Annotated in this window: 20 protein-coding genes; 12 read left to right on the top strand and 8 right to left on the bottom strand. The window is 71.6% G+C overall.

Features of this window, described 5'->3' with window-relative positions; all coding sequences use genetic code 11:
* Nucleotides 1–252: 252 nt before the first annotated feature.
* On the top strand, nt 253–1,245 hold the full coding sequence (locus tag AC3EQ1_RS26600) for a helix-turn-helix domain-containing protein (protein ID WP_432096867.1): 993 nt from the start codon (nt 253–255) through the stop codon (nt 1,243–1,245).
* Between the two features lie 263 nt (nt 1,246–1,508).
* Here the strand turns inward: AC3EQ1_RS26600 and ppdK are convergent, their stop codons facing one another.
* Nucleotides 1,509–4,223, bottom strand: a complete 2,715-nt coding sequence (ppdK, locus tag AC3EQ1_RS26595) for a pyruvate, phosphate dikinase (protein ID WP_432096866.1) — start codon at nt 4,221–4,223, stop codon at nt 1,509–1,511.
* A 500-nt stretch (nt 4,224–4,723) separates the two neighbouring features.
* On the opposite strand from ppdK, the gene AC3EQ1_RS26590 reads away from it, so the two are divergent.
* Nucleotides 4,724–6,730, top strand: coding sequence for an amylo-alpha-1,6-glucosidase (locus AC3EQ1_RS26590; protein ID WP_432096865.1), 2,007 nt, complete (start codon nt 4,724–4,726; stop codon nt 6,728–6,730).
* A gap of 349 nt (nt 6,731–7,079) precedes the next feature.
* Here the strand turns inward: AC3EQ1_RS26590 and dusB are convergent, their stop codons facing one another.
* Nucleotides 7,080–8,240 carry a tRNA dihydrouridine synthase DusB gene (gene dusB, locus AC3EQ1_RS26585; protein ID WP_432096864.1) on the bottom strand — a complete coding sequence of 387 codons (1,161 nt, stop codon included), beginning with the start codon at nt 8,238–8,240 and terminating at the stop codon, nt 7,080–7,082.
* Between the two features lie 164 nt (nt 8,241–8,404).
* On the opposite strand from dusB, the gene AC3EQ1_RS26580 reads away from it, so the two are divergent.
* Nucleotides 8,405–9,859, top strand: coding sequence for an MFS transporter (locus AC3EQ1_RS26580; protein ID WP_432096863.1), 1,455 nt, complete (start codon nt 8,405–8,407; stop codon nt 9,857–9,859).
* Here AC3EQ1_RS26580 and AC3EQ1_RS26575 read toward each other — a convergent pair.
* Entirely contained in the window at nt 9,832–10,596 is a 765-nt protein-coding gene (locus tag AC3EQ1_RS26575) for a helix-turn-helix transcriptional regulator (protein ID WP_432096862.1), read from the bottom strand. The genes AC3EQ1_RS26580 and AC3EQ1_RS26575 overlap by 28 nt on opposite strands.
* 118 nt (nt 10,597–10,714) lie before the next feature.
* Between AC3EQ1_RS26575 and AC3EQ1_RS26570 the strand changes: the two genes are divergently transcribed.
* The 4 genes from AC3EQ1_RS26570 (at nt 10,715) to AC3EQ1_RS26555 (ending at nt 14,704) form a co-directional block, all read left to right on the top strand.
* Nucleotides 10,715–10,987, top strand: coding sequence for a hypothetical protein (locus tag AC3EQ1_RS26570; RefSeq protein WP_432096861.1), 273 nt, complete (start codon nt 10,715–10,717; stop codon nt 10,985–10,987).
* A gap of 70 nt (nt 10,988–11,057) precedes the next feature.
* Nucleotides 11,058–12,491, top strand: a complete 1,434-nt coding sequence (locus AC3EQ1_RS26565; protein WP_432096876.1) for an MFS transporter — start codon at nt 11,058–11,060, stop codon at nt 12,489–12,491.
* Nucleotides 12,492–13,062: 571 nt separating this feature from the next.
* Complete coding sequence (locus tag AC3EQ1_RS26560; protein WP_432096860.1) at nt 13,063–14,082, top strand: aldo/keto reductase; 1,020 nt, start codon at nt 13,063–13,065, stop codon at nt 14,080–14,082.
* Nucleotides 14,083–14,116: 34 nt separating this feature from the next.
* Complete coding sequence (locus AC3EQ1_RS26555; protein WP_351506235.1) at nt 14,117–14,704, top strand: TetR/AcrR family transcriptional regulator; 588 nt, start codon at nt 14,117–14,119, stop codon at nt 14,702–14,704.
* Nucleotides 14,705–14,908: 204 nt separating this feature from the next.
* Here the strand turns inward: AC3EQ1_RS26555 and AC3EQ1_RS26550 are convergent, their stop codons facing one another.
* The gene (locus AC3EQ1_RS26550; RefSeq protein ID WP_432096859.1) at nt 14,909–15,487 is read right to left on the bottom strand and encodes a TIGR03086 family metal-binding protein; all 579 of its coding nucleotides are present in this window, start codon (nt 15,485–15,487) and stop codon (nt 14,909–14,911) included.
* A 64-nt stretch (nt 15,488–15,551) separates the two neighbouring features.
* Between AC3EQ1_RS26550 and AC3EQ1_RS26545 the strand changes: the two genes are divergently transcribed.
* A complete protein-coding gene (locus tag AC3EQ1_RS26545) occupies nt 15,552–16,352 on the top strand; it encodes a DUF6597 domain-containing transcriptional factor (protein ID WP_432096858.1) in 801 nt (266 codons plus the stop codon).
* A 132-nt stretch (nt 16,353–16,484) separates the two neighbouring features.
* On the opposite strand, the gene AC3EQ1_RS26540 is transcribed toward AC3EQ1_RS26545, so the two are convergent.
* Nucleotides 16,485–17,867 carry a glycine--tRNA ligase gene (locus AC3EQ1_RS26540; RefSeq protein WP_388845780.1) on the bottom strand — a complete coding sequence of 461 codons (1,383 nt, stop codon included), beginning with the start codon at nt 17,865–17,867 and terminating at the stop codon, nt 16,485–16,487.
* Nucleotides 17,868–18,092: 225 nt separating this feature from the next.
* On the opposite strand from AC3EQ1_RS26540, the gene AC3EQ1_RS26535 reads away from it, so the two are divergent.
* From AC3EQ1_RS26535 to AC3EQ1_RS26520, 4 genes are all read left to right on the top strand, one after another.
* Nucleotides 18,093–19,061: a metal ABC transporter substrate-binding protein gene (locus tag AC3EQ1_RS26535; RefSeq protein WP_432096857.1), complete on the top strand. Its 969-nt coding sequence runs from the start codon at nt 18,093–18,095 to the stop codon at nt 19,059–19,061.
* 47 nt (nt 19,062–19,108) lie between these two features.
* Complete coding sequence (locus tag AC3EQ1_RS26530) at nt 19,109–19,909, top strand: metal ABC transporter ATP-binding protein (RefSeq protein ID WP_432096856.1); 801 nt, start codon at nt 19,109–19,111, stop codon at nt 19,907–19,909.
* Between the two features lie 67 nt (nt 19,910–19,976).
* Nucleotides 19,977–20,873: a metal ABC transporter permease gene (locus AC3EQ1_RS26525; RefSeq protein ID WP_432096855.1), complete on the top strand. Its 897-nt coding sequence runs from the start codon at nt 19,977–19,979 to the stop codon at nt 20,871–20,873.
* A 72-nt stretch (nt 20,874–20,945) separates the two neighbouring features.
* Complete coding sequence (locus AC3EQ1_RS26520; RefSeq protein WP_351506221.1) at nt 20,946–21,380, top strand: Fur family transcriptional regulator; 435 nt, start codon at nt 20,946–20,948, stop codon at nt 21,378–21,380.
* A gap of 335 nt (nt 21,381–21,715) precedes the next feature.
* Here the strand turns inward: AC3EQ1_RS26520 and AC3EQ1_RS26515 are convergent, their stop codons facing one another.
* From AC3EQ1_RS26515 to AC3EQ1_RS26505, 3 genes are all read right to left on the bottom strand, one after another.
* The gene (locus AC3EQ1_RS26515; RefSeq protein WP_432096854.1) at nt 21,716–22,555 is read right to left on the bottom strand and encodes an isoprenyl transferase; all 840 of its coding nucleotides are present in this window, start codon (nt 22,553–22,555) and stop codon (nt 21,716–21,718) included.
* A gap of 13 nt (nt 22,556–22,568) precedes the next feature.
* Nucleotides 22,569–23,315, bottom strand: coding sequence for a DNA repair protein RecO (gene recO / locus AC3EQ1_RS26510; RefSeq protein ID WP_351506217.1), 747 nt, complete (start codon nt 23,313–23,315; stop codon nt 22,569–22,571).
* A gap of 109 nt (nt 23,316–23,424) precedes the next feature.
* Nucleotides 23,425–24,099, bottom strand: a complete 675-nt coding sequence (locus AC3EQ1_RS26505; RefSeq protein ID WP_432096853.1) for a tellurite resistance TerB family protein — start codon at nt 24,097–24,099, stop codon at nt 23,425–23,427.
* Nucleotides 24,100–24,173: the final 74 nt, after the last annotated feature.

The following is a 24,173-nucleotide window of genomic DNA, read 5'->3' as shown; positions in this document are numbered from 1 at the left end:
CCGTCGCGGTCGTGCGGGCCCGACGTGCCTGCGTCGAGACCCGTACGGGAGCAGGAGCGTCAGGAGGGGGCGTCCGCGGCACGGTACCGCGCCACCCCTCCCTTCGAAACGGGGGAACGAGACCATGCGAACGAACCAGCCAACAGTGCGCGGCACATGGACGAAGAGCGGAACCGACGACAGGAAGCCGGCGGCGGTGGGCGCCGACGGGCCCACCACCGATCGGCCGGCCGGCCACGGGGGGACCGAGCCATGCTGACCGAGAAGGGATTCTGCACCCGGGACGTGGCTCCGGAGGACCGGTTCGACTACTGGCGGGAAGTCCTGTCCGAGAACGACGCGCCCGCGGAGATTCTCAGCGGACGGGCAGCCGACTTCCCCGCGTCACTGCGCATCCTGCAGCTGGGCGCCGTACGCCTGTGGAGGGCCGAGCACCCCCGGATGACGCTCCGCCGCACCCGGAAACTGATCCGGCGTTCCGATCCGGAGATGTTCCACCTGTCACTGGTCCTCCGCGGCAGCAGGACACTGACCCTGCACGGGCGCGAAGTGCACTACGGAGCCCATGACATGACGCTCCTCGACACCTCGCGCCCCTACCTCATGGAGGCACGCGCCGAAGACGGCCGGGAGCGCGTCCTGAGCACGGATGCCTTCATTCCGCGTCACCTGCTGCCGCTGCCGGCAACGGGCATCAGCCGGCTCCTCAACCGGCGGATTCCCGGGCGGGACGGGCTCGGAGGCATACTCGCCACCTTTCTCACCCGGATCTGGGACGACGCCGGCTCCTATCACCCCACCGACGGGCCACGGCTGGGCACGGTCGCCACCGATCTGCTCTTCGCCCTCTTCGCCCACGTCCTCGACGCCGAGCGCACCCTCGAACCGGAGACCCAGCGCCGCAACCTGACCCTGCGCATCAAAACCTTCATCCACCAGCACCTCTCCGACCCCGGCCTCACCCCCCGCACCGTCGCGGCCGCCCACCACATTTCCCGCAGCTACCTGCACCGCCTCTTCCAGGAGGAGCAGCTCACCGTCGCCGGCTGGATCCGCCACCAGCGACTCGAACGGGCACGCCACGACCTCGCCGACGCCTCGCTGTGCCACACACCCGTCTACGCCGTCGCCGCCCGCTGGGGCTTCCCCCGCGCCTCCGACTTCACCCGCGTCTTCACGTCCGCCTACGGCATGTCGCCCACGGCCTACCGGAACGAAGCGCGCCTGCTGAACATCAGCGTGTAGCGCTCGTCCGTGGCCGCCGGCGGACACATCGCCGGGCTCTCGCCATCGAGGCCCGATCAGGATCGTGCCGCACAGCCCATCGGGCATCCGACCGACGTCAGGTGTGCCGCGGTCCGGAGGGAGTGCGGGCCGGAAAGGAACGGGGGCGGCACCTCCGCACAAGGTGCCGCCCCATTCAGGTGCCGAAGCCGCCGGGTCGAGGGTGAGTCCCGGCGGGTGCTCCGGCGTGCGTGGCGAGGCGCCGACCGTCGCCCCGCCACTTCTCAGCGGTGGTCGCTGCCCTCGCTCTCGGCGGCCGCACGGCCCGCCTCGAGACGCGCCACCGGGATCCGGAACGGCGAACAGGAGACGTAGTCCAGGCCCGCCTCGTGGAAGAAGTGGACCGAGTCCGGGTCACCGCCGTGCTCGCCGCAGACGCCGAGCTTGAGGTCGGGACGGGTCGCCCGGCCGGCCTCGACGGCGTTCCGGACCAGCGAGCCGACACCGTCCCGGTCGATGGTCTCGAACGGGCTGACGCCGAAGATGCCCTTCTCCAGGTACGCGGTGAAGAAGCTCGCCTCCACGTCGTCGCGGGAGAAGCCCCACACGGTCTGGGTGAGGTCGTTGGTGCCGAAGGAGAAGAACTCGGCGGCCTCCGCGATCTGGCCGGCGGTCAGCGCGGCCCGCGGCAGCTCGATCATGGTGCCGAGGGTCAGCTTGAGGTCGGTGCCGGTCGCGGCCTCCACCTCGGCGATGACCTGCTCGGCCTCGTCGCGCACGATCTCCAGCTCCTGCACCGTGCCGACCAGCGGGATCATGATCTCGGCCCGCGGGTCGCCCTTGGCGTTCTTGCGCAGGGCCGCGGCCTCGGCGATGGCCCGCACCTGCATGGCGAACAGCCCCGGGATGACCAGGCCGAGCCGCACACCGCGCAGACCCAGCATCGGGTTCTGCTCGTGCAGCTTGTGGACGGCCTGGAGCAGCCGCAGGTCGTTCTCGTTCGGGTCCTTGCGGGACTCGGCGAGGGCGACCCGGACGGACAGCTCGGTGATGTCCGGCAGGAACTCGTGCAGCGGCGGGTCGAGCAGCCGCACGGTGACCGGCAGCCCGTCCATCGACTCGAACAGCTCGACGAAGTCGTCGCGCTGCAACGGCAGCAGGGAGCCCAGCGCCTCGTCGCGCTCGTCCTCGGCGTCCGCCAGGATCAGCCGCTCGACCATCTCGCGGCGCTCACCGAGGAACATGTGCTCGGTGCGGCAGAGCCCGATGCCCTGGGCGCCGAAGCGGCGGGCCCGCGAGGCGTCCTCGGCGTTGTCGGCGTTGGCCCGTACCCGCAGCCGGCGTACCCGGTCCGCGTAGGCCATGATCCGGTGGACGGCCTTGACCAGCTCGTCCGCGTCCTCGGCACCGGCGTGCATCCGGCCCTCGAAGTACTCGACGACCGGGGACGGCACGACCGGCACCGTACCGAGGTAGACCTTGCCGGAGGAGCCGTCGATGGAGACGACGTCGCCCTCCTCGATCACCACGCCGCCGGGCGCGGTCATCCGCCGCCGCTTGGTGTCGACCTCGAGTTCCTCGGCACCGCAGACACAGGTCTTGCCCATGCCGCGGGCGACGACGGCCGCGTGCGAGGTCTTGCCGCCGCGCGAGGTCAGGATGCCCTCGGCGGCGATCATGCCGTTGAGGTCGTCGGGGTTGGTCTCCCGGCGGATGAGAATGACCTTCTCACCGGAGCGGGACCACTTGACCGCGGTGTAGGAGTCGAAGACCGCCTTGCCGACGGCCGCGCCCGGGGAGGCGGCGATGCCGCGGCCGATCTTCTCGGTCTTCGCGTTCTCGTCGAACCGGGGGAACATCAGCTGGGCGAGCTGGGCGCCGTTGACCCGCTGCAGCGCCTCGGCCTCGTCGATCAGCCCCTGGTCCACGAGCTGGGTGGCGATCCGGAAGGCGGCACCCGCGGTGCGCTTGCCGACCCGGGTCTGCAGCATCCACAGCTGACCGCGCTCAATGGTGAACTCGATGTCGCACAGGTCCTTGTAGTGCGTCTCGAGGGTTTCCATGATCTGCATCAGCTGGTCGTACGACGCCTTGTCGATCCGCTCCAGATCGGCCAGCGGCACGGTGTTGCGGATACCGGCGACGACGTCCTCGCCCTGCGCGTTCTGCAGGTAGTCGCCGTAGACGCCCTGGTGGCCGCTGGCCGGGTCGCGGGTGAAGGCGACGCCGGTGCCCGAGTCCGGGCCGAGGTTGCCGAAGACCATGGAGCAGATGTTGACCGCGGTGCCCAGGTCGCCGGGGATGCGCTCCTGACGGCGGTAGAGCTTGGCGCGGTCGGTGTTCCAGGACTCGAAGACGGCCCGCACGGCGAGGTCCATCTGCTCGCGCGGCTCCTGCGGGAACTCGCGGCCGGTCTCCTTGGCGACGATGCCCTTGAACTGCTCGACGAGCCGCTGGAGGTCGGCGGAGTCGAGGTCGACGTCGACCTTCACACCCTTGGCCTGCTTGGCCTCCTCGATGGCCTCCTCGAAGAGGTCGCCGTCGACGCCGAGCACGGTCTTGCCGAACATCTGGATGAGCCGCCGGTACGAGTCCCAGGCGAACCGCTCGTCCCCGGCCTGCGCGGCGAGCCCGCTCACCGACTCGTCGGAGAGGCCGATGTTGAGGACCGTGTCCATCATGCCGGGCATGGAGAACTTGGCACCGGAACGTACGGACACCAGCAGCGGGTCGTCCGGCTGGCCGAGCTTCTTGCCCATGTTCTGCTCGAGCGCCTCGAGGTGGGCGCTCACCTCGTCCCGCAGCGCCGGGGGCTCACTGCCGCTGTCGAGGTAGACCTTGCAGGCCTCGGTGGTGATGGTGAAGCCCGGAGGCACCGGGAGACCGAGGTTGGTCATCTCGGCGAGGTTGGCCCCCTTCCCGCCGAGCAGGTCCTTGAGGCCCTTGTTGCCCTCGGTGAAGTCGTAGACGAACTTCTGCTGATCTTCTGTTTCCGGCACGGGACTCGACTCCTCGCGGACGGCTGCCCTGACGGCCGGGAGCGTACCCAGATCGAAGGCATGTGAGTACGTCCACTCGGCCGTCATGCGGCTGTAACCACTCGTCCGCCACCAGATCGAAAGTACGAAGCTCAGACGTCACTCATTTGAGCGCCTTCAAGAATTGAACTCAAGACTACTGAGTGCCACTGAAACACAAGATCTAATCACTCAACGCGAGAAAGTCGTCCAGTTCTCGAAGCTTCAATGGGTGGCACCCAGTGCCACCCATTGAAAAGGCGCACCCCGCCCACGAATGCTCATCTGAGCGGGGCCCCTATCAGGGGTGGCGAGGATCACGCGCTCAGCGAAGGCCGGATCTCATCCTGTGGACACATTCGGAGCAGTGTCGGCTCAGATGAGCACCCGTGTGGCGACCCGTTGCGTCGGCCGTTTCTGTGATACCGAGACTCGGAGTGACCAGCTCCGGACGGAGCGCGACGAAGGGCAGGGCCGGCCGCATGACAGGGCACCATCTCCTGGTCCACGACGGCACCTTCGCCGTGGTGACCGACTCCGGCGACATCACGGGCGCCCGCGGCGCCTCTCCCGACGGGCTGTTCTCCCGGGACGCCCGTCATCTGAGCCGGTGGCAGCTGACCGTGGACGGCGCACCGCCCGAGGTGCTCGTCGCCGCCGCGCAAGCGGGCCCCGACCGCCCACTGGCCGCGGTCCTCACCCCGCCCGCCGCGCCGGCCGAGCCGGCGGCCTGCACGGTCCGGCGGGAGCAGGCGGTCGCCGACCGCTCCCTGGCCGAGCGCATCCGGCTGACCAGCAACCGGCCCGAGCCGGTGACCGCCCGGATCACCCTGACCGTGGACGCCGACTTCGCCGACCAGTTCGAGCTCCGCAGCGACCGGCACCGCTACGACAAGGCGGACGCCGTACGCTCCGCCGACGCCTCGCCGGACGGCGTCACCTTCGGCTACGAGCGGACGGCGCCCGCCGGGCGCCCGGCCTGGCACTCCCGCACGGTGATCCGCGCGATCCCCGCCCCGGACACGGTGGCGCGCACCGCGGGCGGCACCGCCCACACGCTGGAGTGGCGCGTCGAGCTGCCCCCGCACGGCAGCGGACAGATCACCCTCCAGGCCTGGGCGGTGCCCTCGGGCACCGGGGAGGAGCCGCCGCCCATCGAGCCTCCGGCCGTGGCACTGGCCGGGCCCGCCCGGGAGAACGCCGCCTTCACCGGACAACACCCCCGGCCCCGGGATCTCATCGGCTGGCCCGAACTGGCCCGCACATGTGAGCAGGGGCTGGCCGACCTCGCCGGGCTGCGCATCCCGGCGAACGGCCCGGGCGGGGAGCCGCTGCGGGTGCCCGCGGCCGGCATCCCCTGGTTCCTCGCCCTCTCCGGGCGCGACTCCCTGCTCACCTCGCTGTTCGCCCTGCCGTACCGGCCCGAGCCGGCCGCCGCGACCCTGACGGCGCTCGCCGCGGCCCAGGGGACGGGGTACGACGAGCCCCCGGCGCCCGGCGGCACCGGCCGGCAAGAGCAGCCGGGCCGGATCCCGCACGAGATCCGGCACGGCGAACTGGCGCACTTCGGACAGGTCCCGTACGGGCGCTACTACGGCGCCGTCGACGCCACCCCGCTCTTCCTGACCCTGCTGCACGCGTGCACCGAGCGGACGGCGGACGACGGCCTCGCACGGCGGCTGGCGCCCCAGGCACGGGCCGCCGTGGAGTGGATGTTCCGGGACGGCGGGCTGACCGAGCACGGCTGGCTGGTCTGCTCAGGGGACGAAAGCCACCGGGGCGGCGACTCCCACCAGAGCTGGCGCGACTCCCCCGGGGCCTTCTGCCACGACGACGGCACCCCCGCGGCGGGGCCGGTCACGGTGGCCGCCGCCCAGGGCTACGCGTACGACGCGCTGCTCCGCACCGCCGGCCTGGCCCGCAAGACCTGGGACGACGTGGCCTTCGCGGACCGGCTGGAGGAGGCCGCCGGCCGACTGCGCGGCCGCTTCCACGAGGAGTTCTGGATGCCGGAGGCGGACTTCCCGGCAGCGGCCCTGGACGGGGCGGGCCGCCGTGTCGAGGTCCTGACCTCGGACGCGGGCCATCTGCTGTGGTCGGGGATTCTGGACCCGGCGCACGGCGAGGCGGTCGGCCGCCGGCTGCTGGGCCCGGACTTCTTCTCCGGCTGGGGCATCCGGACCCTGGCTGCGGGCCAGCGGCCGTACCACCCGCTCTCCTGGCACCGGGGCGCGATCCGGCCGCACGACAACGCACTGAGCGTGCTCGGGCTGGCCCGCTACGGGCTGACCGAACAGGCCCTGGCCGTGACCCGCGGTCTGGTCGAGGCGGCCGCGGTGCACGGCTGGCGGCTGCCGGAGATCATGGCCGGCTACGGCCGGGACGAGCATCCGGTACCGGTGCCGTGCCCGCACTCGGGCTCACCCCGGGCGTGGGCGGCCGCCACCCCGCTGGCCCTGCTGAGCGCGCTGAGTCCGGGGTTGGGGTGATCGGGCGGAGGCCTGGGAGCGGGGCCTGGGGCTGGCCTGGGGCTGGGGCTGGGGCTGGGGCTGGGGCTTGGTGGGCCGGGGGCCGGGACTGGGGCTGACGCCGGGCCTGGGGCTGGGGCTGGGGTAGGGCTGAGGCGTAGGGCCGGGGTGATCGCTGCGGGGGTGGGGCGGTCGCTGCTGGGCTGGGGTGGCACCGCGGGGCTGGGGTGAGCGCGCGGCCGGCCCGGATCGCGGCGCGCCCGGGCCTGAGGCACCCGGGCCGTCCGGGAGCGGGCACGGCGACCGGGCCGGACCGGCCCTTCTGCCGTCGTCCCCGGCCGTTGCCCAGCGTCCCCTGCCGTCCCCGGGATCAGCCGCCGGAGGTGTCGAGCTCCGCGTCGGCCCCGATCCCGGCGCAGTCGTAGGGGTCGTCGAGCCAGCCGTCCGGCAGGACCACCCGGTTCCTGCCGGAGGTCCGTCCGCGCGGGCCGTCCGCGCCCTGCGGCCAGGGCTGGTCCAGGTCCAGCTCGTTCAGCAGAGCGTCCAGCTCGTCGAGCGACGAGGTGATCGCGAGCTTCTTGCGCATCTCCGAGCCGATGGAGAAGCCCTTGGTGTACCAGGCGACGTGCTTGCGGAAGTCGATGACACCCCGTGCCTCGTCCTCCAGCCACTCCCCCAGGAGCTGGGCGTGCCGCCGCATGACGACCGCCACCTCCTTGAGCGTCGGGGCTGCCGGTCCGGCGCCGGTACCGGCCCCGCCCGGCTCACGCCCGTCCGGGTTCTCGAAGGCCGCGACCAGGTCTCCGAAGATCCAGGGACGCCCGAGGCAGCCCCGGCCCACCACGACGCCGTCGCAGCCGGTCTGCCGCATCATCCGCACCGCGTCGTCGGCCGACCAGATGTCCCCGTTGCCGAGCACCGGGATCTCCGGCACGGCCTCCTTGAGCCGGGCGATCGCGTCCCAGTCGGCGGTGCCGCCGTAGTGCTGCGCCGCGGTGCGCCCGTGCAGGGCGATCGCGGTGACGCCCTCCTCGACGGCGATGCGCCCCGCGTCGAGGTAGGTGATGTGATCGTCGTCGATGCCCTTGCGCATCTTCATGGTGACCGGCAGGGAGCCCGCGCCCGCCACGGCCTCCCGGAGGATGGAACGCAGCAGGTTCCGCTTGAAGGGCAGGGCGGAGCCGCCGCCCTTCCGGGTCACCTTGGGCACCGGGCAGCCGAAGTTGAGGTCGATGTGGTCGGCCAGGTCCTCGTCCGCGATCATGCGGGCGGCCTTGCCGACCGTGACCGGGTCCACTCCGTAGAGCTGGATGGAGCGGGGCTTCTCGGTCCCGTCGAAGTGGACCAGCCGCATCGTCTTGGCGTCCCGCTCGACCAGCGCCCGCGTGGTGATCATCTCGCTGACGAACAGCCCCTTGCCGCCGCTGAACTCGCGGCACAGGGTGCGGAACGGCGCGTTGGTGATGCCGGCCATGGGGGCCAGGACCACCGGCGGCTGCACCGTGTGCGGGCCGATCTGCAGCTGGGTCATCGGGAGAGCGTCCTTCAGGCGTGACGGGCGGGTCGGCGTCCCCGCGGTGCGGTCTCGGCGACCGGCTGTCCGGCGGGACGGCCTCCCATTGTCCCGCATCCCGGGGACGGTCCGGACGGTGCGGTTCGTCGTGGCCGCCCGACCGATGGTTGTACGGTTCAACCGTGTCCGGACTCAGCCACCGGCGGCGGCTACTCGTGCTCGGTATCTGCTGTATGAGCCTGCTGATCGTCAGCCTCGACAACACCGTTCTGAACGTCGCCCTGCCCGCCATGCGCCGCGACCTGGACGCCTCCGTCCCGGGCCTGCAGTGGACCATCGACGCGTACACGCTGGTGCTGGCGTCGCTACTGATGCTGGCCGGCTCGACGGCGGACCGGATCGGTCGGCGGCGGGTGTTCCAGGCGGGTCTGGTGCTGTTCACCGTCGGCTCGGTGCTGTGCAGCGTGGCTCCCGGCCTGGGCTGGCTGGTGGCCTTCCGGATGGTGCAGGCCGTCGGGGGCTCGATGCTCAACCCGGTGGCCATGTCGATCATCACCAACACCTTCACCGACCCCCGGGAGCGGGCCCGCGCGATCGGCGTCTGGGGCGGGGTCGTCGGCATCAGCATGGCCGCCGGACCACTGGTGGGCGGGGTGCTGGTGGACGGCGTGGGCTGGCGGTCCATCTTCTGGCTCAACCTCCCGGTGGGGCTGGCGGCCCTGGTGCTCACCGCCCGGTACGTCCCCGAGTCGCGGGCGGCGCGGCCCCGGCGGGTGGACGCCGTCGGTCAGTTGCTCGTCATCGCCCTGCTGGGATCCCTCACCTACGCGATCATCGAGGGCCCGGCGGCCGGCTGGACCTCGCCGCTGATCCTGACCTGCGCCGCCGTCGCGCTCCTCGCCGCCGTGACGCTGGTGCGCTACGAGCAGCGCCGCGAGGAGCCACTGATCGACCCGCGGTTCTTCCACAGCGCGCCGTTCAGCGGGGCCACGGTGATAGCGGTGAGCGCGTTCGCGGCGCTGGGCGGCTTCCTGTTCCTCAGCACGCTCTATCTGCAGGAGATCAAGGGGCTGTCGGCGCTGCAGGCCGGGGTGTGGATGCTGCCGATGGCAGCGACGACGTTCGTCTGCGCCCCGCTGTCCGGACGGCTGGTGGCCGTCCGGGGCCCCCGGCTGCCGCTGTTGCTCGCCGGGGTGTCGATGGCCGCGAGCGGTCTGCTGTTCGCGGTGTTCGACGCGCAGCGCTCGGACGGGCTGCTGCTCACCGGCTACGTGCTGTTCGGCGTGGGATTCGGCCTGGTGAACGCGCCGATCACCAACACCGCGGTCTCCGGCATGCCGCGCTCCCAGGCAGGCGTGGCCGCGGCCGTCGCCTCCACCAGCCGGCAGGTCGGTCAGTCGCTCGGGGTGGCGGTGATCGGCGCGGTGCTGGCGACCGGGGTACGCGCCACGGCCGACGCCGGGGCATTCGTCGCGGCGAGCGGCCCGGCCTGGTGGATCATTGCCGGGTGCGGTGGGGCGGTGCTGGCCGTGGGACTGGCCACCACCGGTGGCTGGGCGGCCCGTTCGGCCCAGCGGACCGCCGCCCTGCTCGAACGGGGCACGGTGGATCAGGCGTCCGCGAGCTCGAGGGCGTGAAGCCGCTCCAGCCGCTCGCGCGACTCGTCGTCCGCAGGGACGTAGGTGACGATCCGCGGTCCCTGCCGGGGACCCAGCCAGAGGCTGGTGTGGTGGAGGCGCAGCATGCCGACCCGGGGATTCCGGATGCGCTTCAACTGGTCCGTCGCGTTCAGCACCTCGTGCTCCTCCCAGAACGTCCGGAACGCGGGCGAGACCCGCTGGAGCCGGTGGAGCAGCGTGGTCCAGGCGGGCTCGGCGAGGTGTCCGGCCATCGCCGCCCGGAACTTGGCCACCATCGCCCGTTGCGACTCCTCGAGATCGACCAGGGCGGCCTGCCAGTCGGCGTTGGTGAAGCCCAGCCACATGCAGTTGCGGTCCTCGTACGGCAGCGCGTCGAGGTTGACGATCATCCGCGCGAAGCCACGGTTGTAGGCGAGGACGTCGTACCGGCTGTTCTGGACACAGGCCGGGTACGGCTCCAACTGCTCCAGCATCAGACGCAGGGACGGGGAGACGCTGGGACACGTGCGCCCGGGCGCCGGGTCGGACACCGCGGCGAGCGCGAAGAGGTGGCTGCGCTCACTCGGGTCGAGCAACAGGGCGCGGGCGACGGCGTCGAGGACCTGCGCGGAGACATGAATGGGGCGCGCCTGCTCCAGCCACGTGTACCAGGTGACCCCCACCGCGGAGAGCTGCGCGACCTCCTCACGGCGCAGACCGGGCGTACGGCGACGCCGCCCCCGGGGCAGTCCCACCTGCTCGGGGGCGATCCGTTCCCGACGGCTGCGCAGAAAGTCGGCAAGCGCGGCCCGCTGCGCCGCTTCCCCTTGGGGGCGCTCCGGGGCGGTGGCCCGGGTGGTGGGGTTTGTGGGGGTGGCAGCCTCCGTTGACGGAACCCGGCCGGCCGGGGCCTGCGCCGCCGTCCGGGACTGCGGGGTCGACCTGAACTGCGGGGTCGACCTGAACTGCGAGGTCGACCGGGACTGCGAAGTCGTCCCGGACTGCGAGGTCGACCAGGACTGCGAAGCCGTCCCGGACTGCGAGGTCGACCAGGACTGCGAAGCCGTCCCGGACTGCGAGGTCGTCGCCTGCGCTGGAGTGGTCATAACGTCAGGGTGCCGCACCGTTCAGCCCGTTTCCAGGTAGTCCCGATACCAGGATAAAGAGACTCTGGTACCCGGCTCAGTGCTGATCGATCCTCGGAACCGTGAGCGATATCCGACTAGGCACCCCGACCTCCACCCACACCGCTGTGGCTGCCGCCGCGCCGCCCGCACTCGGCCGACTCGGCCTGTTCACCGTGCTGCTGGGCGCCTCCCTTCCCCTGATCGACTTCTTCATCGTCAACGTCGCCCTGCCGTCCATCGACCGGGAGCTCTCCGCCGGCCCCGCACTGCTGGAACTGGTGGTGGCGGGGTACGGCGTCTCCTACGCCGTCCTCCTGGTGCTGGGCGGCCGACTGGGGGACATGTTCGGTCGCCGCAGGCTCTTCCTCATCGGGATGGCAGCCTTCGGCCTGACCTCGCTGGCGTGCGGCGTCGCGCCGGACGCCTGGTCGCTGGTGGCCGCCCGGGTGGCGCAGGGCGCAGCCGCGGCCCTGATGCTCCCCCAAGTGCTGGCCACCATCCAGGCGACGACCTCCGGCGCCCGCCGGGGGCGCGCGCTGAGCCTGTACGGCGCGACGGCGGGGCTGTCGATGGTCGCCGGGCAGGTCCTCGGCGGCGTTCTGGTGGCGGCCGATCCGGCGGGGACCGGCTGGCGTTCGGTCTTCCTGGTCAATGTGCCGGTGGCGCTGCTCGGTCTGGCGCTCGCGGCCCGCACCGTCCCGGAGACCCGCTCCGAACGGCCCGCTCCGGTCGACCTGCCGGGCACCGTCCTGCTGGGCATCTCGCTGACCGCACTGTTGGTGCCGCTCACCGAGGGACGGGCCGCCGGCTGGCCGCTGTGGACCTGGGTCCTGCTGGCGGCGGTTCCCTTCACGGTCGGCGCGTTCTGGGCGGTGGAGCGACGGGCCGACCGGCAGGGCCGTACGCCGCTGGTGCCACCGAGTCTGCTGACGTTGCCGGGGCTGCGGCGCGGGCTGCCGATGGTGCTGCCGTTCTCCATCGGCTTCGGCGGCTTCATGTTCGTCGTGGCGGTGGCACTCCAGCAGGGACTGCACCTCGGGCCGGTGGCGGCCGGTCTGGCGCTGGTACCGATGGCGCTGGCCTTCTTCGTCGCCTCGCTGCTGGGCCCGCGGCTGGTCGGCCGGTACGGCAGCCGAGTGGTGACCGCCGGCGGTCTGCTCCAGGCCGCGGGGCTGGCACTGATCGTCATGGCCACACTGCGGAACTGGCCGGAGCTGGACTTCGGGGACCTGCTGCCGGGCACGGCACTGGCGGGGTTCGGCCAGGGCTTCCAACTGCCGGTGCTGTACCGCATCGTGCTGGCGGACGTGCCGGGTGACCGAGCCGGGGTCGGCAGCGGTGTCATGGTGACCACCCAGCAGTCGAGCCTGGCGCTGGGCGTGGCCACCCTCGGCAGCCTGTTCCTGGTGCTGGACGAAGCGGTGGGGATGCGCGACGCGCTGGCCGGCACGCTCGTCGCGCAACTGGGGCTGGTGGCACTGACGGTGCTGCTGAGCCTGCGGTTGCCGCGCACGGTGACCTGACGGGCGGGCCCGACGGGCGGGCGCAGGGCCGGGCGCGGGGCACGGCGATGCTCCCGGGCCGCCTGACAACTTACGGAGGACCGATGCGCCGAACGTGACCGAGCGCTCGGCGGGGCGGAGGCCCGTAAGCCGGCACGGAGGCCACAGCCGGAGCAGCGCGAGACCGCACCGGAGCGATGCGGAAGCCAGGAGTGGGGACCGGAGCCGGAAGAGAGCGAGGAGGACCGGGGCCCACTGGAGAACGGGATGGGTCCGGCGGCCGGAGTGGGGTGTGGTCGGTGCCGGCCGCCGGAGGCACCCCACACCGCCCCGCGCCCCCATTCGTCCGCAGCACCTCATCTCGCTGTCCCTGCGCATCGCGTCCCCCTGTCCGTCCCGGCGCATCGCATCGTCCTGCGTTCCGACGTTCACCGTGCCTCACTCGGCCGCCGTCGGCACCCACTCCGCCGCCGATCCCCACGAACGAGTGACAACTATTGAAATCTGTCATCGCGCATGTCATGGTCGATGAGCAGAAGGGCATTGCCCAGCACTCTCCGGCCCGCGGGCCGCCGACCTCCACGGAGTTCCCATGACGTTGCAGCAAGTCCCCCTCCGCACTCTCGGCTCCACCGGCCCCCGGGTCCCGGCGCTCGGCCTGGGCTGCATGGGGATGTCCGCGCTCTACGGCGAGACGGACGAGAAGGAGTCGATCGCCACCATCCATGCCGCTCTCGACGCGGGACTGACGCTGCTCGACACCGGCGACTTCTACGGCATGGGTCACAACGAGCTGCTGATCCGCGACGCACTACGGAGCAGCAGCCAGGGCCGCGACCGGGCCGTCCTCAGCGTGAAGTTCGGAGCCTTGCGGGATGCCCGGGGCGGCTGGTCCGGATACGACGGACGGCCGGCCGCGGTGAAGAACTTCCTGGCCTACTCGCTCCAGCGCCTCGGCACCGACCACGTCGACATCTACCGGATCGCCCGGGTGGACCCGGCCGTACCGATCGAGGAGACGATCGGGGCGATCGCCGAAGCGGTCGAGGCCGGGCAAGTGCGGCACATCGGTCTGTCCGAAGTCGGCTCCGACACCCTGCGCCGGGCGGCCGCCGTGGCCCCGGTCTCGGACCTCCAGATCGAGTACTCCCTGCTCTCCCGGGGCATCGAGGCGGACATCCTGCCCACCTGCCGGGAGCTGGGCATCGGCATCACCGCGTACGGCGTGCTCTCCCGAGGCCTGATCAGCGGGCACTGGAGTCGCGACCGCCGGCTCGACTCCCGTGACTTCCGCGGCATGAGCCCCCGCTTCACCGGGGACAACCTGGACCACAACCTCGATCTGGTGGAAGCTCTCCGCAAGGTCGCCGATGCGAAGAGTGCTACCGTCGCCCAGATCGCCATCGCCTGGGTCCTGGCCCGCGGAGAGGACATCGTTCCGCTCATCGGCGCCCGACGGCGCGACCGGCTCGGCGAGGCTCTCGGCGCACTGGAGGTCACGCTGGACGCGGACGACCTCATGGCGATCGAGACGGCTGTCCCAGCAGGCGCGGCAGCGGGAGCACGCTATCCCGCGGGCCAGATGGCGCACCTGGACAGCGAGAAGATATAGCCCCCGTACCCGAACGAGAGGCCCCAAGGACCCGATGCCGCCCGAGACTCTGACCCCCGCCCGCATCCTCGAAGTCACCGAGGAGGTGCTCCGGCGGTATGGCCCGGCCAAGGCCACGGTGGTCGATGTGGCGCGGGCACTGGGCGTCAGTCACGGCAGCGTCTACCGGCATTTCCCCAGCAAGGCCGCGCTCCGCGAAGCGGTCACGGCGCGCTGGCTCGACCGGACCTCGGCCGAACTGGACACGATCGCCTCCGGGCCCGGGCCGGCCGCAAGCCGACTCGAGCTCTGGCTGTCCGCACTGTTCGACGCCAAGCGCCACAAGGCGGGCGACGACCCGGAGCTCTTCGCCACCTACATGGTGTTGATCGGCGAGAGCAGCGGAGTCGTCGACCAGCACATCGACGACCTGGTGGGGCAACTGGCGAAGATCCTCAAGGACGGCTGCGATCAGGGGGTGTTCGCCGCGCCGGAGGCCGGCTTCGATGTCACGGCGCGCGCGGTGTTCGACGCCACGGGCCGCTTCCACGACCCGGCGTATGCGATGGAGTGGTCCGCACCGGAGATCACAACCGCGTTCGCCGGCGTACGGGACCTGGTCCTGCGGGGGCTGCGCAGCTGAGCCAGGTGCTGCACGGTGCCTACGCGTTGAACCAACCCGCACAACACACGAGTAGCCGGTCCGTGCCTTGCACTACGCCGAGCATCTGAGCCCTACCCTGCGCGGCACCCGAATCGAATGCTGCGTGTCCGAGGGTGTCGGATGCTGCAGCGCCCGTCGCCCTCAGGAGCTGCAGTGCCCGACGGGCCTCGGCCTCCGGTCGGCTCAGGCCGAGGCCGGGGCGCGCCAGCCCGTGTCACGTCCCGTCGCGGCCAGCAGCGCGTCGAAGGCCGAAGCCCCGTCGGGCACCGGCAGGGGGTCGCCGAAGACCTTCATCTGCCGGGCCGTCGGGGCCATTTCGTCCACCAGCGCGGCGAGCGCGCCGATGCTCGCGGTGTCGGGGGTGAAGGACTGCCCGGTGGCGCGTGCCAGGTCCCAGGCGTGCACCGTCAGGTCGAGCAGCACCATACTGCCGAGCGTCCGCGCGGGAAGGTTCATGGATCCGGCGGTGCCCTCGTCGGCGCCCGGTGCGGCCCAGGCCTCGACGAGCCGTGCGGTCTCGTCGCCGAAGCGTCCGCGCCAGTCCCCCTCCAGATAGTCGGGGGTGGTGGTGAAGTCCGCCTCCTTCCGGGCGGCCACCGCCTGGAAGCCGATGACCACATGAAGGAGGTGATTGAAGAGATCGCCCACGGTGTACTCCGCACAGGGGGTGGGCGCTCCGAGCTGATCGTCACGCAGGCCCTGCACCACGGGCGCCGCTTCCCGGGATGCCGATTCGAGCAGTTCACTGATTCCGGTCGTCATGGCTCCGACGCTAGAGGAGGTCCAGCGGAGGCGGCTTGAAAAAACGCGACGTACGATCGCCGTCATGGCACGACCACGGCGTGACACCCGGGGCATCGTGGACGCCCCGGAGCTCCTCCGGCGGGTGCGCTTCCGCCGCCGCGAACCCGCCGGGCCGCTGCGTCCGTACCTGGAGCACTACTGGCTGATCGACTGGGATCTGCCCGAGCCGTACGCCTCCCATGTGGTGCCGCACCCGTCCGTCAACGTCGTCTTCCAGCGGTACGGCGACGGTGAGGGCTTCGGTGAGCTGTCGGGCATCGGCCAGGAGCTCGCGACGCACAAGCTCGAAGGCATCGGCCGGGTGTGCGGTGTGCAGTTCCGGCCCGGGGGTTTCCGGCCGTTCGCGCCCGGCCCGCCGGTGTCGCGGTGGACGGGGCGGCGGCTCCCGCTCGCCGAGGTCTTCCACGACGCCGCCGGGACCGCGGAGGCGGTACTCGGCCCGGCCGAGGAGGACGCCCGGGTCGCCGCCCTCGACGCCTTCCTCCTGGCGCACGGCCCGGTGGCGGACCCGCAGGCCGATCTAGCCATGGCGCTCGCCCACCGCATCCGTACCGACCGGACGATCCTGCGGGTCGCCGACTTCGCCCGCGCCGAGGGGCTGTCCGTGCGGACGCTCCAGCGTCTGTTCGCCGGCTACGTCGGGGTCAGCCCCAAGTGGGTCATCCTGCGCTACCGGATCCACGAGGCCATGGAGCGCGCCGCGCTGGAGGCGGACGTGGACTGGGCAGGCCTCGCGGCCGAACTCGGCTACAGCGACCAGGCACATCTGGTCCGCGACTTCACCGCCAAGGTCGGTGTACCGCCGACGGCCTACGCGAGCTGAACCAGGGCTTGAACCCACCAGCAATGCACTGCCACGCGCGGCAACGCACCGAAACGCAACGCAACGCACCGGCGCCCCGGACCTGCGAGGTCCGGGGCGCCGGGATCAGCCGTGGGCCGAGGGGTTCGCCGCTCAGCAGCCGAGCAGGCGACCACCCAGGTAGGCCTGGATCTGGTCCAGCGACACGCGCTCCTGCTTCATGGTGTCGCGCTCACGCACGGTCACCGCGTTGTCGTCCAGGGTGTCGAAGTCGACGGTGACGCAGAACGGCGTGCCGATCTCGTCCTGGCGGCGGTAGCGGCGGCCGATGGCGCCCGCGTCATCGAACTCGATGTTCCAGTTCTTCCGCAGGTCGGTGGCGAGGCCCTTGGCCTTCGGCGACAGCTGCGGGTTGCGGGACAGCGGCAGCACGGCCACCTTGACCGGGGCCAGGCGCGGGTCGAGGCGCATCACGGTGCGCTTCTCCATGACGCCCTTGGCGTTCGGCGCCTCGTCCTCGTTGTAGGCGTCGAGCATGAAGGCGAGCATCGCCCGGTTCACACCGGCCGCCGGCTCGATGACGTACGGGGTCCAGCGCTCGCCGGCCTCCTGGTCGAAGTACGACAGGTCCTGGCCGGACGCCTTGGAGTGCGCGCCCAGGTCGTAGTCGGTGCGGTTGGCCACGCCCTCCAGCTCGGAGAACTCGGTGCCACCGAAGTTGAAGCGGTACTCGATGTCCGCGGTGCGCTTGGAGTAGTGCGAGAGCTTCTCCGCCGGGTGGTCGTACCAGCGGATGTTCTCCTCACGGATACCGAGGTCCCGGTACCAGTTCCAGCGCTGCTCCATCCAGTACTCGTGCCACTGCTCGTCCTCGCCCGGCTTGACGAAGAACTCCATCTCCATCTGCTCGAACTCGCGGGTGCGGAAGATGAAGTTGCCCGGAGTGATCTCGTTCCGGAATGACTTGCCCATCTGCGCGATGCCGAACGGCGGCTTCTTGCGCGAGGTCTGCTGCACGGCCGCGAAGTTGGTGAAGATGCCCTGTGCGGTCTCGGGACGCAGGTAGGCGACGGAGCCGGAGTCCTGGGTCGGGCCGAGGTGGGTGGCGAGCAGGCCGGAGAACTGCTTGGGCTCGGTGAAGGCGCCCTTGTTGCCGCAGTGCGGGCAGTTCACGTCCGTGAGCCCGTTGGCGGGCAGGTGGCCGTGCTTGGCCTCGTACGCCTCCTCCAGGTGGTCCGCGCGGAACCGCTTGTGGCAGGAGGTGCACTCGGTGAGGGGGTCGGTGAACGTGGCGACGTGACCGGAGGCCTCCCAGACCTCCGGGGCCAGGATCACCGACGAGTCGATACCGACCACGTCGTCGCGCGAGGTGACCATGGAGCGCCACCACTGGCGCTTGATGTTCTCCTTGAGCTCGACGCCCAGCGGTCCGTAGTCCCAGGCGGCGCGCTGGCCACCGTAGATCTCGCTGCACGGGTAGACGAAGCCACGGCGCTTGCTCAGGCTGACGATGGTGTCGATCTTGTCGGCGGCCACGGTGCTCTCTTCATTACGACGACGAAGGTCATGGTGGGATCCGCCGGAACACCCGCGCGCGGATGGGGACCGCCCCGCCCGGAGGGTGCGGGAGGCCGGCCCCTGCGGCCCAGCGAATACCTCAGATTACCGGCGGCTGTACCCCCTGGATCAAATCGGTTCGGCCTTGCTCCGCCCGATGCGCTTTGTTGACAATCGTTTCCACCTTTGTTGAAAATGAGTGTCATGAACGTAGGACGCCGTCTCATACCCGCCGCAGCCGTCGCCGGCGCCACCGCGCTCGGCCTGGTAGCCCTCTCCGCCTGCTCCCCCGCCGGCGGCTCGACCGGCACGAAGAACGGCAAGCTGGACGTGGTGGCGTCCTTCTACCCCATGGAATACCTGGCGAAGGAGATAGGCGGCAAGCACGTCTCCGTCTCCGCCCTGACGAAGCCCGGCACCGAGCCGCACGACCTCGAACTCACCCCGCAGCAGACCGCCCGGCTGGGCGAGGCCGGCATGATCCTCTACCTCAAGGGCCTGCAGCCCGCGGTCGACGAGGCCGTCGGCCAGGCCGAGGTGAAGAACACCGTCGACGCCGCCGGCCTGACCCGGCTGGAGCACCACGGCACCTCCGTCGGCCACGGTCACGAGCACGGCCACGGCGAGGAGCCGCACGGCGGCGAGGGGGACGCGGCCGACCCGCACATATGGCTCGACCCGGTGAAGTACGCCCAGGTCGCCGAGGGCGTGGGCAAGGCCCTGGAGAAGGCCGACCCGGACCACGCCGCGGACTACCGGAAGAACACCGAGCAGCTGGTGGGCAAGCTCGACGGGCTCGACAAGGAGTTCCGGAACGGCCTGAAGAAGCGTTCCACCGACACCTTCATCACCACCCACGCCGCCTTCGGCTACCTGGCCGAGCGCTACGGCCTGGACCAGGAGGCCATAGCGGGCCTCAGCCCGGAGTCCGAGCCCAGCCCGGCGCGGATCCGGGAGCTGCACGGGATCGCCGGGAAGGACAAGGTCAACACGGTCTTCTTCGAGGCGATCGCCAACAAACGGACCGCGAAGAGCCTGGCCCGGGACGCCCGGCTGAAGACCGATGTCCTCGACCCGCTCGAGGGGATCACCGCACAGTCCCAGGGCCACAATTACCTCGAGGTCATGCAGGCGAACCTGCGGAACCTGCAGAAGGCGCTCAGGACCCCATGACGGCACAGGACCCCATGACGGCTCGGGACCACATCACGGAGGCATCCATGGCACGCCGCGCCGAAGACCGTACCGGCGACGAGGAGCAGCCGGTCGTCTCGCTGCGCGGGGCATCCGCCTCGCTCGGCGCGCGGCCGGTGCTGCGCAAGGTCGACCTGACCGTGCGGCGCGGCGAGGTCGTCGCCCTGCTCGGCGCCAACGGCTCCGGGAAGTCGACGGCCGTACGGGCCGTGGTGGGGCAGGTGCCGCTCACCGGCGGTGAGCTGGAGCTGTTCGGTACCGAGGGGCGCCGGTTCCGCGACTGGGCGCGCATCGGCTACGTGCCGCAGCGCACCACTGCCGCGAGCGGCGTGCCGGCGACGGTCCGCGAGGTCGTCTCGGCGGGCCGGCTGTCCCGGGCCAGGCTGGGCGTGCTGCGCCGCGCCGACCGGGCCGCGGTGGACCGGGCCCTGGAGCTGGTGGGCATGGCCGACCGGGCCAAGGACTCCGTGAACGCGCTCTCCGGCGGCCAGCACCAGCGGGTGCTGATCGCCCGCGCCCTCGCGGCCGAACCCGAACTTCTGATCATGGACGAACCGATGGCCGGTGTGGACCACGCCAGCCAGGAGGTCCTCGCCGCGACCCTGCGCGAGGCGGTCTCCGACGGCGCCACCGTCCTGCTCGTCCTGCACGAACTCGGTCCGCTGGAGCCGCTGATCGACCGAGCCGTGGTGCTGCGCGACGGCTGCGTGGTCCACGACGGGCCGCCGCCGCAGGCCGTCGGCCAGCACGCGCTGCCGGGCCACGACCATGTGCATCCGCACGCGGACACCGCCGCGGAGCCGATCCGGACGGGGCTGCTGACCTGATGACCACCACAACGACCCACCGCACCGGCCGCCGCCTCCCGCGGCCGTCCCGGGGGTGCTGAGAGCCATGGACCTCCTCACCTACGACTTCATGCAGCGGGCGCTGCTGGCCGCCGTGCTGGTGGGCATCACCGCCCCCGCCGTCGGGATCTACCTCGTGCAGCGCCGCCAGGCGATCATGGGCGACGGCATCGGGCACGTGGCCCTGACCGGTGTCGCCCTGGGCTTCCTCACCGGCACCAACCCGGTGTGGACGGCCGTGCTGGTCTCCTCGCTCGGCGCCGTCCTGATGGAGCTGATCCGCTGGTACGGCAAGGCGCGCGGCGATCTGGCGCTGGCGATGCTGTTCTACGGCGGCATGGCCGGCGGCGTGCTGCTGATCAATCTTTCGCCGAACGGGTCCAACGCCAGCCTCACCTCGTATCTCTTCGGCTCGATCACCACGGTGTCCCGGTCCGACGTGGTGGCGATCTCGGTACTGGCCGCCTTCGTGGTGCTGATCACGCTGGGGCTGCGGCGCCAGCTGTTCGCCGTCTGCCAGGACGAGGAGTTCGCCCGGGTCACCGGTCTGCCGGTCCGGCTGCTGAATCTGCTGCTGGCCGTCACCGCGGCCGTCACCGTCACCGTGGCGATGCGGGTCGTCGGCCTGCTGCTGGTCAGCGCGCTGATGGTGGTCCCGGTGGCCGCCGCCCAGCAGGCCACCCGCGGTTTCGCCATGACGCTGGCCCTCGCGATCGGGATCGGCGTGGTGGTCAGCCTGTCCGGCACGGTCGGCTCGTTCTACGTCAACGTGCCGCCCGGGGCGAGCATCGTCATCCTCGCCATCGCCGTCTTCGGAGTGATCACCGCGCTCGCCGCGCCGATGGCGAAAAAACGGGCCCGACGGGCCGCGGCGGCCGGGGAAGAGTGCACCCTTGAAGTACCACCGGGCGTCGCCGCCACGGGGGACGACGTCAAGGTGTAGCCGCTTCCGCACGCCCGGGCTGGCACAATGGCGACCCGTACGTGCGGAACGGGTGATCTTGAGGAGGCAACGGTGGCTACCGCGGGGAGCAGTTCGGCGAACACCGCCCCGGTGCGCGGCCGGTCGACCCGACAGCGCGCCGCAGTGGCGGCGGCACTCGACGAGGTGGACGAGTTCCGCAGCGCCCAGGAGCTGCACGACATGCTCAAGCACCGTGGCGACTCGGTCGGCCTGACCACCGTCTACCGCACCCTCCAGTCGCTCGCCGACGCCGGCGAGGTGGACGTCCTGCGGACCAGTGAGGGCGAGGCCGTCTACCGCCGTTGCAGCACCGACGACCACCACCACCATCTGGTGTGCAGCCACTGCGGCAAGGCGGTCGAGGTGGAGGGCCCGGCGGTGGAGAAGTGGGCCGAGCAGATCGCCGCCGACCACGGCTTCGTGGACGTCGCCCACACCATCGAGATCTTCGGCACCTGCGGGGAGTGCGCGGCAGCGCGGTCCTGAGCCCGCAGGAGAGCGGCGAGGACGGCAGAACGCCCCGGGAGGCCCGCCGGCGCGCGAACGCCCCCGAGGGGCCCATCCAGCGCGAGAACCGCCCCGGGGCCCGTAGGGCGCGCGGACAGCGCCCGAGACGGCTCCGTACGCCCTCCGCACACGCACACCCGCCCCCAGGACCGGGGAACCCCGCGGCGCGGTCCCACCACGCCCTCCAGCGCGCCCCGCTCCCCCCACGACGTCCGCCCCCGCACCGGACGAGGCGCGGGGGCGGAGCGGCGGCCTTCCGGCCGGGGTACGAACCGGGATTCAGGAACCGGCCGGGGTACGAACCGGGCGGGGGTTCAGGAACCGGCCGGGGCGGACGTCCCGTCGGTCTCCTCCCCCGCATTCGGCAGCGCGCCGCCGAACCGGCGGTCCCGGGAGGCGTACTCCAGGCAGGCCCGCCACAGGTCACGGCGGTCGAAGTCCGGCCACAGCACATCCTGGAAGACCATCTCGGCGTAAGCGCTCTGCCATATCAGGTAGTTGGAGGTGCGCTGCTCGCCCGAGGGGCGCACGAACAGGTCCACGTCCGGCATGTCCGGGTAGTACATGTACTTGGCGAGGGTCTTCTCGTTCACCTTCGAGGGGTCGAGCTTCCCCGCCTTCACGTCCGCGGCGATGGCCGCCGCCGCATCGGCGATCTCCGCACGGCCGCCGTAGTTGACGCAGAAGTAGAGCGTCATCGCGTCGTTGTCCTTGGTCTGCTCCTGTGCCACCTGGAGCTCCTGGACGACCGACTTCCACAGCTTCGGCATCCGGCCGGTCCAGCGGATCCGGATGCCCAGGGCGTCCATCTCGTCGCGGCGGCGCCGGATCACATCGCGGTTGAAGTTCATCAGGAAGCGCACCTCGTCCGGCGAGCGCTTCCAGTTCTCGGTGGAGAAGGCGTACAGGGAGAGGTTCTTGACGCCCATCTCCAGACAGCCCTTGAGGACGTCCATGACGACGCCCTCGCCGACCTTGTGCCCCTCGGTGCGCGGCAGACCGCGCTCCTTCGCCCAGCGGCCGTTGCCGTCCATCACGACCGCCACATGGTTCGGCACCAACTCGGCCGGAATCCTCGGCGGGCGCGCACCGGACGGGTGCGGCTCGGGGGGCAGGTACTCGCGGCGGCGGCCCAGAAGCCCGCGTCGTGCCATTGCGTTCCGTCTCCTATTTCTCTACATACCTGAGCGAGCGCAGTCCGCGCTCCAAATGCCAGTGCAGATACGCCGCCACGAGTCCACTGCCCTCCCGGGCGTGCCGGGCCTCGCTCCGGTCCGCGGTCTCCCAGTCGCCGGTCAGCAGCGCGCCGAGCAGCGTCAGAGCTTCCGTCGAGGGTACGACGCTGCCGGGAACCCGGCAGTCGACGCACACGACGCCCCCGGCGGCGACCGAGAAGAACCGGTTGGGGCCGGGCATCCCGCAGCGCGCACACGCCTCGAAGCTCGGGGCGTAGCCGTTGACGGCGAGGGAGCGGAGCAGGAACGCGTCCAGGACGAGATGCGGCTCGTGCGCCCCCGACGCCAGCGTCCGCAAACCCCCGACGAGCAGCAGGTACTGCTGCACGGCGGGTTCGCCCTCGTGGTCGGTGAACCGTTCCGCGGTCTCCAGCATGGCGGTGCCGGCGGTGTAGCGGGCGTAGTCGGTGACGATGCCGCCACCGTACGGGGCGATGGTCTCGCTCTGGGTGCAGAGCGGCAGGCCACGCCCCACGAGTTCGCTGCCCCGCGCGAAGAACTGCACGTCGACGTGGGAGAACGGCTCCAGCCGGGCCCCGAACTTCGACTTGGTGCGGCGCACTCCGCGGGCGACCGCCCGCACCCGGCCGTGGCCGCGCGTGAGCAGCGTGATGATCCGGTCCGCCTCACCCAGCTTCTGGGTGCGCAGCACGATGCCGTCGTCGCGGAACAGACTCATGCCGCCATTGTCCCGTACGGAGGGACCGGCACCGGCGGCCGGGGCGCGGGTCGAGGGCGGGGCGGGCACATCGGGAAGGGCGGTACGGCGCGGGTCGCGGCGGGCCGGGTCAGGAGGGAGTGCGGGCCGCCGCGGCGAGCAGCCCCTCGGTCTCCTCGTGGCCGAGGAGGAGGGCCCGGCCGACGGCGGCGAGCGCCTCGCGCTCCGCGGGGCTGTACGGGCCGTCGGCGAGCGCGATCCGGGCGCCCTGCAGCAGGATCCCCTCCCGGCCCACCGGGGCGAGGTGCGGGGACAGCGGTTCGAGGGCCTCGTGGAGCTCGATCGCCAGCGCGGTGCCGCCTTCGAGGCCGCCGTCGAAGCAGCCGGGCAGCCGCCCGGTGTCGGCGGCCAGGGCTTCGACCAGCGCGAGCAGCTGTTCTCCGGTGCAGTCCTCGAATCCGGCGCCGCGCACCGCGCCGACCGCGACCTCCCGGACACCGCGGTCCTCGGCGCCGCCCGCCGCGAGGACGGCGAGCGCGACGGTGTGCACGGCGTCCCGGAGCATGGCGGAGAAGCGGGTGGTGGTCGGGTGGTCGAGGACGTCGGCGCCGAACCGTCCGTGGCAGGAGCAGCACTCGACGACGGGGCCGGTGGCGCCGCGCGGGAGGAGCGGCAGACCGAACACGGCGAGCCGGCGGCGGCCGGTGCGCCGGCGGTGGTTGCGGTCACCCCCGCAGTCCGGGCAGAAGAACTCACCGTCACCGACGGTGCGCCACGTCGTGCGCATTCCCCACACGCGCTGCATTGCGCACCTCCGCCACATCGGCCCCGAATGTACCGACACGGACTGCCGTCACTCGGTGACTCTTCGGCAACGGC

Source organism: Streptomyces sp. bgisy100, assembly GCF_057709105.1.
This window is presented reverse-complemented; position numbering and strand designations above follow the sequence as displayed.